Source organism: Thalassospira sp. GO-4, from assembly GCF_023588965.1.
GTDB lineage: Bacteria > Pseudomonadota > Alphaproteobacteria > Rhodospirillales > Thalassospiraceae > Thalassospira > Thalassospira povalilytica.
The window spans coordinates 507,613-520,555 of the sequence record NZ_CP097807.1 but is presented as its reverse complement, the minus strand read 5'-3'; the positions used below and the strand labels follow the sequence as shown (position 1 = coordinate 520,555).

General features: G+C 54.6%; 11 protein-coding genes. 3 read left to right on the top strand and 8 right to left on the bottom strand.

Features of this window, described 5'->3' with window-relative positions:
* The first annotated feature begins 146 nt into the window (after positions 1-146).
* The gene (locus M9H61_RS02525) at positions 147-464 is read left to right on the top strand and encodes a hypothetical protein (RefSeq protein ID WP_250283196.1); all 318 of its coding nucleotides are present in this window, start codon (positions 147-149) and stop codon (positions 462-464) included.
* A gap of 13 nt (positions 465-477) precedes the next feature.
* On the opposite strand, the gene M9H61_RS02520 is transcribed toward M9H61_RS02525, so the two are convergent.
* From M9H61_RS02520 to M9H61_RS02490, 7 genes are all read right to left on the bottom strand, one after another.
* Positions 478-1,026 (bottom strand): hypothetical protein, encoded by a 549-nt coding sequence (locus tag M9H61_RS02520; protein ID WP_250283193.1) that lies wholly within the window; start codon positions 1,024-1,026, stop codon positions 478-480.
* Positions 1,027-1,055: 29 nt separating this feature from the next.
* A complete protein-coding gene (locus M9H61_RS02515) occupies positions 1,056-2,348 on the bottom strand; it encodes an Hsp70 family protein (protein ID WP_250283191.1) in 1,293 nt (430 codons plus the stop codon).
* Positions 2,349-2,426: 78 nt separating this feature from the next.
* A complete protein-coding gene (locus tag M9H61_RS02510) occupies positions 2,427-2,819 on the bottom strand; it encodes a hypothetical protein (protein ID WP_250283188.1) in 393 nt (130 codons plus the stop codon).
* An 86-nt stretch (positions 2,820-2,905) separates the two neighbouring features.
* The gene (gene glpX / locus M9H61_RS02505; RefSeq protein WP_068519258.1) at positions 2,906-3,865 is read right to left on the bottom strand and encodes a class II fructose-bisphosphatase; all 960 of its coding nucleotides are present in this window, start codon (positions 3,863-3,865) and stop codon (positions 2,906-2,908) included.
* A 147-nt stretch (positions 3,866-4,012) separates the two neighbouring features.
* Positions 4,013-5,317 (bottom strand): homoserine dehydrogenase, encoded by a 1,305-nt coding sequence (locus M9H61_RS02500; RefSeq protein ID WP_101246019.1) that lies wholly within the window; start codon positions 5,315-5,317, stop codon positions 4,013-4,015.
* A gap of 122 nt (positions 5,318-5,439) precedes the next feature.
* The gene (locus M9H61_RS02495; protein WP_068519256.1) at positions 5,440-6,681 is read right to left on the bottom strand and encodes an LL-diaminopimelate aminotransferase; all 1,242 of its coding nucleotides are present in this window, start codon (positions 6,679-6,681) and stop codon (positions 5,440-5,442) included.
* Positions 6,682-7,032: 351 nt separating this feature from the next.
* Complete coding sequence (locus M9H61_RS02490; RefSeq protein WP_250283187.1) at positions 7,033-8,370, bottom strand: OmpA family protein; 1,338 nt, start codon at positions 8,368-8,370, stop codon at positions 7,033-7,035.
* 327 nt (positions 8,371-8,697) lie between these two features.
* Here M9H61_RS02490 and M9H61_RS02485 point away from each other — a divergent pair, with 327 nt between their 5' ends.
* Together M9H61_RS02485 and M9H61_RS02480 are read left to right on the top strand one after the other, a co-directional pair.
* Positions 8,698-10,500 (top strand): alpha/beta hydrolase, encoded by a 1,803-nt coding sequence (locus M9H61_RS02485; protein ID WP_250283185.1) that lies wholly within the window; start codon positions 8,698-8,700, stop codon positions 10,498-10,500.
* Between the two features lie 100 nt (positions 10,501-10,600).
* Positions 10,601-11,473, top strand: a complete 873-nt coding sequence (locus M9H61_RS02480) for an NAD(P)-dependent oxidoreductase (protein WP_250283183.1) — start codon at positions 10,601-10,603, stop codon at positions 11,471-11,473.
* Here the strand turns inward: M9H61_RS02480 and M9H61_RS02475 are convergent.
* Positions 11,470-12,789, bottom strand: coding sequence for a cytochrome-c peroxidase (locus M9H61_RS02475; RefSeq protein ID WP_250283181.1), 1,320 nt, complete (start codon positions 12,787-12,789; stop codon positions 11,470-11,472). The two genes, M9H61_RS02480 and M9H61_RS02475, sit on opposite strands and share 4 nt — an antisense overlap.
* Between the last annotated feature and the right edge of the window lie 154 nt (positions 12,790-12,943).

Here is a 12,943-nt window from a genome sequence, read left to right as displayed (position 1 = left end):
TATGGATTCAAGATAGGTGCGATTTCCCAAACCGAAAAGAAGGCGCGTTTGCACATCGTGGAAAAGTTCACAGTTCGACGATCACTTGCAGACAACTCAAAGCTGTGCAGACTGTGACAACAGCGAAAAAAAAATGGATACGAGCAATGCCCCACAAAAAAGGTCTGCGGATCGGATTGACCATCCTGTCCGTGCTTGGTGCCGTCATGTCGATGCCATTGGTGATGTTTTCACCAATGATGTTTGACGCGCCCGGGTCTGAGAACAATCTTCTTACCGAACTGCTGTTTTACAGCGTTCTGGCCTTTCCGGTGCTGTGCCTTGCCGGTGGCATTTTGCCATGGATTTTCCGGCGCCACCCACTTGGCATCTGGCTTTATGCCCTGAGCGGCCTTGCCATCGGGCTTCTGGTCAGTGCGATCGTGCTAGTTGAGTTTACCTGCAATGGTGACTTTGCGTGTTGAGAACACTCTAAACTTATGTCTGATTTTTCGGCTGAACGTAAACGGGGAGAAAATCTCGAAGCTCTTGGGTTAGAGAGAAAATCTGGTGCGCAACGGCTCCCATCGCCTTTGCTGTGGTTTTCTCGGCTAAAATCTGATCCTGGAACTTAGCGAACTTCAATCCTTCATCAAACTGAAGATGAGGAAACAACAGGTCCGATTCTTCTAGAACATCAAATCCATCAAGCCGAACGTGAGCAAAATCTTCATCAGAATGGGCATAAATTTTATTTCTTAAACCGATGATGTAATCATGCATATGTCGCTCTTCATCTGACCAGTTGAACCCCAGCCGCTTTGGAGAGAGCGATCTATACCGTCCGCCTTTGTTTGCAGAAAATGGCCTTGCATACGCCACGATGAAAGTAGTCTCAAAGCACTTTAGCTTACGGAGCTCAGGCTTGCTGTACTTTCTGCTCTCTTCGACTTCTAGGAATGCCAAGGCACTTGATGCAATCTGTAGGTCAGCTTGGCTTACGATCAGCCGTCTAAGAAACTCAAGTTTTTCCTCAGAGCTTTGCATTGCATGTACCTCGCGCATTTCAAAAGAGATTATACAATCCCCTCATCCGCAGCAATCAGCGCAAGACCATGCGCAACCGACAGGAACGGCTGGCCGATTTCGATGCGGTCCTTGCCAAAGCCGTCTTCAAAGATTTTGCGAACTGCCGGGACATAGGATGTACCGCCGGTCATAAAGACTTTTGAGACGTCTTTTGCATCAATGCCGGACTGTTCAAGGCAGGCTTTGGCCGCCAGTTCGATCTCGGCAAGGTCCGGTGCGATGGCGGTTTCGAAATCGGCACGGGTCAGCTTTTCTTCGATCTCGACCCCGCCATGGGAGAATTGCAGGATCGTGCTGTCACTGTCCGAGAGTTCCGCCTTGGCCTTGGACACCGTCTGATAAAGATGGAAGCCCATTTCATCTTCGATGATGGCGACCAGATCTTCGATATCGTCCGGTCGGGTTGCAGAGCGGATCAGGCTTTTGATTTCATTGATCGTTTTGGGCTGGTTCATCATGGCAAGTTCATGCCAGCGCGAAAAGGCCGTGTAATATTGCCGCGGGATCGGCAGGGTCGCCCCCATCGATTTATATTCCGACCCAAAGCCCAGACGCGGCCAGACGGCCTTTTGAATGATGCGATAGTCAAACCGGTCACCCGCAATGCCAAGACCGGTATGGGCAAGCGGTTGCACGCCGCGAATACCAAGACCCGGCGTAAAGCGGATCAGCGAAAAGTCACTGGTACCACCACCAAAGTCGGCCACCAGAACGGTTTCGGGTTTATCAAGCTCGCGCCCGTAATAATAGGATGCGGCAAGCGGTTCATACACCATGGCCTCAACATCAAACCCGGCCTGCTCATAGGCACCGCGCAGGCGCATTTCGGCAAAGTCGTTGTCGGGATTATTGCCCGCAAAGGCAACCGGACGTCCGGAAATCACCCGATGCCCCAGCCAGCCAAGGCTGTGCTGCGCGAAATGATGAATTTGCGTAAGAAACGTTCCGATCAGATCTTCGATCGAATAGGTCGTCCCGAAAATATCTGTACCTTCAAAATCCTTGGTCGCCAGATAGGATTTCATCGACTGGATCAGTCGGCAATCATGGCTTTCCTTAAGATATTCGGCAATCGCAAACGGGCCGGAACAGCTTTTGGTATGGGTCGGCGCACCCGGCGCTGTCAGCTCCTGCTCTTCCCAGAAATAAAGGATGGTGCGGTATGTATCAAAGCTGTTGGCACCGACGTCAAACTTGGCTGATTGCACGTTGCCTGCGCTGTCTGCGACCGCAAGAACAGAATTGGTCGTACCGAAATCAAGGGCGATAATTTCAGACATCAGGCAGGCTCCGGCGCTAGGTCAATGAATTGGGCCGCAGGGTTTAGCGCAACGCAGACAGGTATACAAGCAGCAAACTCACATCGCCTTTGATAACCCTAAGAATTTACGCATCGTCAGCATTATTCCCAGCCCAAGGCCATACAGCAGCATCCAGTAGGCAAAACTGTTGAAAAAATACAGGGACCAAGAAAACTGAAACAGCACCTTGGTAACAAGCATGGCGAGCACCCACATCAAAACCAAATCTGCGGCGACAAAGAGTACGGTACTTATTGCAAACAGCCAAAAGTCCAGAACAGAGATAGCTATCAAAGCTATCACTACATAGGAAATCCCCAACATGACGCCTGTTGGCGCATCTGCACCGGCCAGTCCCCAAGAATAATGCGCAAAAATAATGACGCTGGGCAGGAATCTAGCCGCATGCAATGCGGACATCCCGAGATATATTGCAATCTTCGTAATCATGTCAGCACCAAAGAAAAAGTCCCCGACTGAGCGGGGACTTTAAACATAGAATATATATGCGCAACATAAACCTTTGGTTGCACAGCTTACTTGTACCAGATTTTCCGGCTGAAATCGTGCACGGCGCGGACATAGCGCACAGTACCCGACTGCGAACGCATCACGATGCTTTCGGTTTCCGCACCATTGGCGAAACGACGCACACCGCGCAGCATCGCACCATCGGTGACACCGGTTGCCGCAAACATGACATTGCCCTTGGCAAGTTCGGTCAGTTTGTATTTGCGGCTAAGATCTTCGATGCCCCATTTCTTGGCGCGGGCAACTTCGTCGTCATTACGGAAAACAAGACGCCCTTGGAACTGGCCACCAATGCAACGAAGGGCTGCTGCGGCAAGAACGCCTTCCGGTGCGCCGCCCGTCCCCATGTAAAGATCAATGCCCGAGGTTTTCTGCGAGGTCGCAATCACACCGGCAACATCCCCATCACCGATCAGCATGATGCGTGCACCTGCTTCGCGGGTTTTGGCAATGATTTCCTGGTGGCGCGGACGATCCAGAATGCAGACAACCAGATCGGCAACATCACAGCCCTTGGCAGCAGCGAGGCTTTTCAGGTTCTCAAGCGGGGTTGCGTCAAGATCAACCACATCATCGGGAAGTCCGCCGCCAACCGCGATCTTGTCCATATAGGTATCGGGCGCATTCAGGAAGCCGCCCTTTTCGGCCATGGCAACAACCGCCAAAGAGTTCGGACCACCGGTCGCACAGATGGTGGTGCCTTCAAGCGGATCAAGCGCAATGTCGATTTCCGGACCATTGCCCGAACCAACTTCTTCACCGATGAACAACATCGGTGCTTCGTCGCGTTCGCCTTCGCCGATCACGACCGTGCCCTTGATATCCATGCTGTTCAACGCATTGCGCATCGCGTCGACAGCCGCCTGGTCGGCTGCCTTTTCATCGCCACGCCCCATAAGGCCGGAGCACGCAAGTGCAGCCGCCTCGGTCACGCGAACCGTTTCAAGCGCGAGATTTCGATCCATTTTGTCTTCCTTGTCTAGTGTGCAGGGTCTGGGGGCCCTGTCTCGTTGTTGTCTTCTATTTTTTGATTTTGTTGATTTTGCGTCGAAACTTTACAACAGCGCCCCGCATCATGACAGGTGCGAGGCGCGTATATCGTGATATTCCCGTTAAGATGCGAAGCTTTCGATCCGCATCAATACCGGCGGCTGCGAGTTGCTTTCAAATGCGGCGATATCATTCACCGCCCCCGACATTGCAGCTTCGGTGGTTTCATGGGCAACAATCACCACCGGCACAACACCGCCTTCGGTTTCGGCCCGGCCATGCTGGATCATCGAGGCCATCGACACACCATGCTTGGCAAGGGTTGCGGTCACTTCGGCCATGACACCCGGGCGATCCCACACCATCAGACGCAGGTAATAGGCACCGGTATGCTTTTCGAGCGACGCACGAACGTTTTTCTTAAGTCGTTCGGCCGGCACGCCAAATACCGGCGCGCTGCGCCCGGCAGCAATATCGACGATATCGGCAACCACGGCCGACGCGGTCGGGCGTTCACCGGCACCACGGCCCTGAAGAACCACCGGACCGACATAGTCCCCTTCAAGGGCAACCGCGTTAAACACGCCTTCAACCTTGGAAATCTGTGTTGCGCGATCCACCATGACCGGGGAAACGCGCTGTTCGATGCCTTCGGGCGTCTGTTTGGCAATGCCCAGCAGCTTGATGCGATAGCCAAGTTCTTCGGCCAACTGGATATCAAGGGCGGAAACGCTGCGGATACCTTCAACCGCAACCGCATCAAAATCGACCTCGACCCCGAATGCCAGGCTGGCAAGGATTGCCAGCTTGTGCGCAGCATCAATGCCGTCAACATCAAAGGTCGGGTCTGCTTCGGCATAGCCAAGTTTCTGTGCCTCGGCCAGAACGTCGGCAAAGTCACGACCCTGTTCACGCATGGTGGTCAGGATATAGTTGCACGTACCGTTCAAAATACCGGTGACACGTGAAATCGCATTGCCGGCCAGACCTTCGCGCAATGCCTTGATCACCGGGATACCACCGGCAACGGCGGCCTCATAGGCGATGGTAACATTATTGGCATCAGCAATCTGGGCCAGTTCAACACCCTTAAGCGCGATCAGCGCCTTGTTGGCAGTCACCACATGCTTGCCATTTTCAAGGGCTGCCTTGCAGACATCATAGGCAATGCCGTCCGATCCGCCGATCAGTTCGACCAGAATGTCGATTTCATTGTCAGCAGCAAGGTCACGGGCGTCGTCGTACCAGGTCAGACCTTCGGTCGAAAAACCACGATCACGAGTTCGATCACGCGCCGATACCGCTGTGACGACGATCTGGGTGCCCGAACGGTCAGCCAGAATGTCGCGATGTTCACTCAGCAGTTTAACGGTTCCGGCACCGACCGTACCCAGGCCTGCCACACCGATTTTGACGACGTCTTTCACGATAACTCCTTAGCACGTGGTTGTTTGCGCAAGCGCGCAGATGACCGCATCCGGTCAACGCGTCCTGATAAAGCAACGCCCGGGACATGTCCCGGGCGAAACACAGAATGCTTTATCGGATATCAGAAAGATTTCTTCAACAGTTCACGTGCAGATTTTGCATCCGGACATTTGGCAAAGAACTGTTTGATGTTCCGGTTGGCCTGCCGGATGCGGTGTTTGTTTTCCACCAGCGCAATTCGAACATGGCGATCACCATATTCGCCAAAGCCAAGACCCGGCGCCACAGCCACCCCTGCTTCCTGCAAAAGAAGCTTGGAAAAATCAAGCGATCCCAGTTCGGCAAATGCGTCCGGGATCGGGGCCCAGGCAAACATGGTTGCCGCCGGACTCGGAATATTCCAGCCCGCACTTGCAGCGCCTTCGATAAAGATGTCGCGGCGTTCGCGATACAGGTTGCGGAATTCCTCGACACAATCCTGCGGACCGTTCAGGGCGGCGGTTGCCGCGACCTGAACCGGGGTAAAGGCGCCATAATCAAGATATGACTTGATCCGGGTCAGCGCGTTGATCAGCTTTTTGTTGCCGGTGGCAAACCCGATACGCCAGCCCGCCATCGAATAGGTTTTCGACAGCGAATAGAACTCGACAGCAATGTCCTTTGCCCCCTTGCACTGAAGGATAGAGGGCGGCGGGTTGCCATCAAAATAAATCTCGGAATAGGCAATATCGGACAGCACATAGATTTCATGCTTGCGGCAGAAATCCACCACTTCCTGATAAAATGCCAGATCAACCACAAGCGCAGTCGGGTTGGCCGGGAAGTTCAGGACCACCGCACTTGGTTTCGGGACCGAGTGTTTGACCGCGCGATGCAGTTGTTCCATGAAACTTTCGGTGCTGAACGTGCCCTGATCATCATGACCGATCGGAATATGACGCAGGGCTGCACCGGCAATGATGAAACCGAACGCATGGATCGGATAGGACGGGTTGGGCACCAGGAAAATGTCACCCGGACTGGTGATCGCTGCTGCCAGGTTGGCCAGACCTTCCTTGGAACCAAGGGTCACAACCGTTTCGGTTTCCGGATCGATATCCACACCGAACCGGCGGTCGTAATAGGCTGCCAGCGCCTTGCGCAGGCCCGGAATGCCGCGCGACATCGAATAGCCATGGGTGCGCGGGTTCTGAACCGTTTCGACCAGTTTATCGACAATATGCTGCGGGGTGGCCGGGTCCGGATTGCCCATGCCGAAATCGATAATGTCCTCGCCCGCTCGCCGCGCCGCCGCTTTCATCGCATTTACTTCTGCGAATACATATGGCGGGAGACGTTTTATGCGGTGGAAGTCTTGGGACATTATCCTATATCCTCATCAAATTGCCGAATTTCGAATTTTATGCGAAAAGCACATCCTCGAATTCACGAAAATTGCGTTTAGGCCATAAAAAATGGCCCTGAGCGGCGTACAATTCGAAGGATGTACCTTTTATGGAAATCAGACTCAACGAATTATTGCGCACGATCCATGGTTAATTCGCATTTGCGGCAAGCCCGCGGCGCAAATTCGGTGATTTTCCCGGAAATCAGGATTATTTGCGGATGGATGGTAACCGGGCGCGAAACCGTCTTGAAACGACAACAGCGCGAAAGGATTGCTCCCTTCGCGCTGTCTGATTAAACGATCACCCGGTTGTCCCGGGACACGTGATCAGTAATCGAGATAGATTTCAACACGGCGGTTGCCGGCCTCGCCCGCCGGAACACCTTCGTAGTAACGCGGATCAGCCGATCCGTCCGCCCCGACAAAGATTGCCTCGCGCGATACGCCAAGCGACAGCAGACGCGAAACCACGGCTGCGGCGCGACCTTCGGAAACGCGGCGGTTAACCGCCAGATGATGTTCAAGCGACATATTGCCGGTCCGCATCGACGCATGGCCGATCACGCGCAGCACACCACCGGTCTGCTGCCAGGTATTGGCAACCTGTTGCAGAACCGAATAGTCCGATCCGCCCAGATTGGTCGAACCGTGGCCAAACTGGATCTGGGCGATCTGCATGCCATTGATGGCCGGCGGCAACTGATCGACCGAACCGACACCAAGCCGGGCCGCAAGCGCCCCGTTGGTCACGGTCATATCAACCGAACCGGATTCGCCATATCCCGCCTGGCTTCCACCAAACTGGCTTTCATCAACCACAACCGATCCGTCATCGGCATAAAGCGAATAGTCAAAGCCCTGCCCGGAATCGACCACAGCAGCCGGTTCGTTGGCGAACACGCCCTGCCCTTCGGCCAGACGACGCTGATACTGATCCATCACCGGATCACCAGATGACGCCTGTGATGCTGGTGCAGACGCGGATGCCGATGCGGCTGATGAGGATGTTTCAGCACCACCGCCCTGATTGGCCTGGGCGGCTTCAAAGGCCGCAAGTTGCTGTGCCCGGGCTTCTTCAGCGGTCATGCCCGCAGCACCGCCCGCCGCGGCACCGGCAACCACCGCCGGACGTTCAGGTGCGGCTTCCGGGGTTGGTACCGGACCGGAAACCGGGGATTTGGCATTCCATTGATCGGCAATCGACGAGCCCGTTGGCGCCGACGTCACAGCCCGCGTTGTCGCAGGCGCGCTTGGTGCGGCCATTTCGCTTGCTGCAACCGGGGTGGTCGGTGCCGGTTCAATGACCGGCTGTGCGACTGGCACCTGCGGTGCGGACTGAAGCGCATTGACCGGCGGGCTGCTTTGACGACGGCCGGACTGGGTGTATTGGGCATTGGCACGATCGGCTGCAAGCCCCGCGATCAGCGCATCGCGTTCGGCATCACCGGTAACGATCGGCTTGCTCGGCGTATCGGAAAGATTCGGGTATTCCCCGTCCTCGCCCGGAATCGGTTCTTCGGATTTGGCACCGGCGGTTTCGTCGTCGCCGTCAAACATGTCACCGACCGATTTTCCCCATTCGATCGGGTTGATTGCGTCAGGAACAGAAGAACAGGCGCCCAATGCCAGCACAACCGCCAGCGCAGAGCCGGTCTGCAGAACCATCCGCAGCTTCCCCCTTGCAGTTTCCTGCCACGACCACTGCCCTGTCGTCGATTTCAGAACGCCCATTTGTTTTCGCTGCTCCAAATTCAGTTGGATGACCTTTGCGTGAAAATATCCGCAGAAACGTCACCTTATAATTCTTGTACTACCCCTTGGCGACGCGCTAGGCTAAGACCATGATAAGCTTGGGATCAAGCAGAGTTTCAACCCGGAGCGCCATTCAGATACCGAACACATAAAACGTCAAAAGTCTTGCGATATTGCAAAGAACCCAAAAACGTTTTGAAGTCACAAGGTAACTGCGGCGGTATCATAAGGGAATGCCCCATGAGCGATCAACAGGCCATCGAAACCGAAATCACGCACCCGGATCCCGAAAAACTGTCTGCAGCAATGGCAGAAATTGCCGAAAGAAGTCAACGACTTGTGTCTGACTTCCTTGCAAAACAGGCAGAAGACCCGGAAATTTCCGACCCCGACCCGCTGAATATCGGTTCTGCATTCGCCGAACTGACCACCCAGATGATGCAAAACCCGGCCAAGCTGATCGAAGCCCAGATGGAACTCTGGCAGCAATATTATACCCTTTGGCACAACACCACCTTGCGCATGCTTGGCGAAGACTCCGAGCCCGTCGTCTCCCCGCAAAAGGGCGACCGGCGCTTCCGCGACGAGGCATGGGAAAACAATGAACTGTTTGATTTCATCAAGCAGTCCTATTTGCTGTCATCGCAATGGATGCAGAACCTTGTCCATGAAGTGGACGGGCTTGATGAAAAAACCGCCCAGAAAGTCGAATTCTATACACGGCAGTTCGTCGATGCGATTTCGCCGACCAACTTCCTGATGACCAATCCCGAAGTCCTGCGCACCACGATTGAAACCGGCGGGGAAAACCTGCTTAAGGGATTGCAGAACCTTTTAAGCGACCTTGAACGCGGCAAGGGCAAATTGCAGATCCGCATGACCGATCTGGATGCCTTCAAAATCGGCGAAAATGTCGCCACCACCGAGGGATCGGTCATCGGCAGAACCCCCTTGATGGAGTTGCTGCAATATAAACCCAGCACCGATCAGGTCGCCAAGCGGCCCCTGATGATCGTGCCACCATGGATCAACAAATACTATATTCTTGATCTGCGCCCTGAAAATTCCTTTATCAAATGGGCTGTCGATCAGGGGCACACGGTCTTTGTCCTGTCCTGGGTCAACCCCGACAGCAAGCTGGCCGAAAAGTCGTTCGAAGATTACGCCAAGGAAGGCATCCTTGCCGCTCTTGATATGATCGAACAGGCCACCGGTGAAAACGAAATCAATGCGATCGGCTATTGCCTTGGCGGAACGCTTTTAAGCTCCACCCTTGCCTATATGGCCAAGGTCGGGGATGAACGGATCAAATCGGCGACCTTCTTTACCACCCTGACCGATTTTGAAAAGCCGGGCGAACTTTCGGTCTTTGTCGATGATGAACAGATCGAAAGCCTTGAACGCAACATGTCCAAGGAGGGCTATCTCGATGGCCGGGACATGTCGATGTCGTTCAACATGCTGCGCGCCAATGACCTGATCTGGTCGTTTGTGGTGTCAAACTACATGCTGGGCAAGGATCCCTTCCCGTTCGATCTTCTGTACTGGAATTCCGATTCCACTCGTATGCCCAAGGCAATGCACAGCTTCTATCTGCGCAACATGTACAACAAGAACCTGTTGCGTGAACCGGGCGGCATTTCGATCCTTGGCGAACCGATTGACCTGCGCGATATCAAAATCCCGGTCTATTTCCTGTCGACCCGCGAAGACCATATCGCGCCCTGGCAGGCGACCTATGCCGGCACACAGCTTATGTCAGGTCAGGTCAAATTCGTCTTGTCGGCATCGGGCCATATTGCCGGGGTGGTCAACCCGCCGGCGGCCAAGAAATATTGCTACTGGACCTATAACCGCACCCCGGCCAATCCCGATGACTGGATGGCAAAGGCCACTCAGCATGAAGGTTCCTGGTGGACCGACTGGCAAAACTGGATCAGCCGCCGTTCAGGCGGCAAGGTTCCCGCCCGCAAGGAAGGTGATGGCAAGCTCAAGGTGCTTGGTCCGGCACCCGGTGAATATGTGAAAGTCACCCTGTCCTGACCGGCAGATCGCACTTTGTTGAAAACGCGGTCTGTGCAATGCTAGACCGCGTTTTTTTATTCCATAACGATAAACATCAATCATTTGACGGGGAAACACCATGACCAAGACAATCGGCTTTCTGGGGGCCGGGCGCATGGCATCGGCGATGATCAAACTCCTGCTTTCAAAAGGTTACCGGATACAGGTCTGGAACCGCAGCCCGGACAAGCTTGACCCGCTTGTTGCGCTTGGGGCGGTTGCCTGTGCCACGCCGGCCAAGGCAGCATATGGTGTGGATACCGTCATCTCGTTCATGGCCGATGACAATGCTGCACGGGCCGTATGGCTTGGTGAAAATGGCGCGCTTGCGGCCATGAATGCCGGGACGGTCGCCATTGAATGTTCCACCCTTTCACATGCCTTTGTGCTTGATCTGGCCAAGGCCGTTTCGGCTGCCGGGCATACCTATATCGATGCGCCGGTTACCGGCGTTCCTTCTGATATCGAAGCGGGCAACACGATCTTTCTGATCGGGGCCGAGGCATCTGACCTTAACCGTATCCAACCGATCCTTGACGATACCGGAAAACGCACCGTGCATTTTGGTCCGGTCGGATCGGGCACGGTTTATAAGCTGATGCACAATCTTTTGGGTGCTGTTCATATCGCTGCCGCGGCCGAGCTTGTGGCTGTTGCCAGCAAAGCTGGGCTAGATGGCCCAACCGTTGCCGAAACTTTTGCAATCGGTGCCAATGCCAGTGCATCCGGGCTGATTACCATGCCCGGCATGATCAGTGGCAACCATAACGAAGGCATCCATTTCACCACCGCCCTTCGCGCCAAGGACGCATCCTATGCCCTGACCATGGCCAGGGAATTCGGCATGACCGTTCCGGTCGGACAGGCGGCGGCAAATATATTTGAAACCGCCACAAAGGATGGCCTTGGCGACCTTGCCCAAAGTGCGGTGATCGAAACGCTTAAATCCTAATTCGCGGCTTTGGCCTGCTCGGCCAGCAAGGGTTCATACCGCGCATCGGTCAGCGTTTTAAGGAAGGCAACGATGGCCTTGATCCGCTTGCTGTCAAGGGCATCGCCCTGCTCCAGCTCCTTAAGCGAAATGGTTTCGGGTACTTCCGCATCGCCCCAGGGCTGACCGGTCTCCGGGTTGGTCTGGTTGGCTTTGGCCTTGCTGTTATATTTGTTATAGAACCGCACCACGGTTTCCAGATCGGCAAACACGCCATTATGCATATAAGGCCCCGTCACCGCGACATTGCGCAGCGACGGGGTTTTGTATTTGCCGCGATAGGCCGGGTCATCAATCGCCGGATTATCCAAAAGCCCGTTATCGGTAAAACCGACATCCTTGGCATTGGCCTTGCGGGTCGCGACATTGCGCGGCACACCGATATTGTGGAACTCGTAATTGGTGAAGGTTTCGCCTTCTGCCGTCGGGCTGGTTTTCAGCATGTGGCAGGTATTGCAATTGGTAAATTGCTGCGAAAAGAACAAAACCCTGCCCAGCTCTTCTTGCGGGGTCATTTTATATTCGCCGCGCAGGAACCGGTCATATTTGGAATCGAACGGGGCGAATTCGTCCCCCTGTTCAAAGGCGGCAATCGCCTGTGTCATCGCGCCATAGGCCGTCTCGCTGTCTGACCAGACATCATCGCCAAACAATGCCTTGAAGCCCGCGACATAATCCTCATCCTCCATCAGGCGCGCAACAACACTGGCCTTGTCGGGCATGCCCATTTCAATGGGATTAAGCGGCGGCCCACCCGCCTGTTCGGCAAGGTCGGCGGCACGCCCGTCCCAGAATTGACCACCCACCGCGATACCGTCATCACGTACATGGAATGTCGGGGAAAATTTCGCATAGGCCGCCATCGGCGCATTGCGATCGCCAAGGCTTTTACCATCATCTCCCAGTGAAAAGGCTCCATTTGCCACGTCAATGCGCGGATCCTTGAATCCGGCGGACGGCTCATGACAGGTCGCACAGGCCTGCGTGCGATTGGCCGAAAGATTGGGATCGAAATAAAGCGCCTCGCCAAGTTCCGCCTTGTCCGCAAATGGGGAATTTGCTGCATTCGCAATTTCTGTCGCCCCGACATCGGATGCAGACTGCATGTTTCCCTGTGCTGCCAGACGATGCAAAAATGCATCAGGGGTTTCGGCGGCGGTCTCGGCCGGAGTCTCTGCCTGGGCCCTGGCCACCTGCAACACCGGCACAATGATACCGACACTCATCGCAGAAACGATCAATGCAAAACGAAACGAATGGCGGTTGTGGTGACGCATGGCAGGCACTTTGATCTGATCACGGAAAAGAATGTATATGACAGCCGCCCGCATGATCGCGAACGCAACGCATTTACGCCTACAGACTTGAACCCTGCCTTGATAAAAGTCAATGGCGGCCCGTAAACCGGCCGCCATTGACGATATTTGGCAT

Coding starts and splice junctions, on each gene's coding strand:
- M9H61_RS02525 (WP_250283196.1), top strand. CDS start 147: ATGCCCCACAAAAAAGGTCTGCGGATCGGATTGACCATCCTGTCCGTG.
- M9H61_RS02520 (WP_250283193.1), bottom strand. CDS start 1,026: ATGCAAAGCTCTGAGGAAAAACTTGAGTTTCTTAGACGGCTGATCGTA.
- M9H61_RS02515 (WP_250283191.1), bottom strand. CDS start 2,348: ATGTCTGAAATTATCGCCCTTGATTTCGGTACGACCAATTCTGTTCTT.
- M9H61_RS02510 (WP_250283188.1), bottom strand. CDS start 2,819: ATGATTACGAAGATTGCAATATATCTCGGGATGTCCGCATTGCATGCG.
- glpX (WP_068519258.1), bottom strand. CDS start 3,865: ATGGATCGAAATCTCGCGCTTGAAACGGTTCGCGTGACCGAGGCGGCT.
- M9H61_RS02495 (WP_068519256.1), bottom strand. CDS start 6,681: ATGTCCCAAGACTTCCACCGCATAAAACGTCTCCCGCCATATGTATTC.
- M9H61_RS02490 (WP_250283187.1), bottom strand. CDS start 8,370: ATGGTTCTGCAGACCGGCTCTGCGCTGGCGGTTGTGCTGGCATTGGGC.
- M9H61_RS02485 (WP_250283185.1), top strand. CDS start 8,698: ATGAGCGATCAACAGGCCATCGAAACCGAAATCACGCACCCGGATCCC.
- M9H61_RS02480 (WP_250283183.1), top strand. CDS start 10,601: ATGACCAAGACAATCGGCTTTCTGGGGGCCGGGCGCATGGCATCGGCG.
- M9H61_RS02475 (WP_250283181.1), bottom strand. CDS start 12,789: ATGCGTCACCACAACCGCCATTCGTTTCGTTTTGCATTGATCGTTTCT.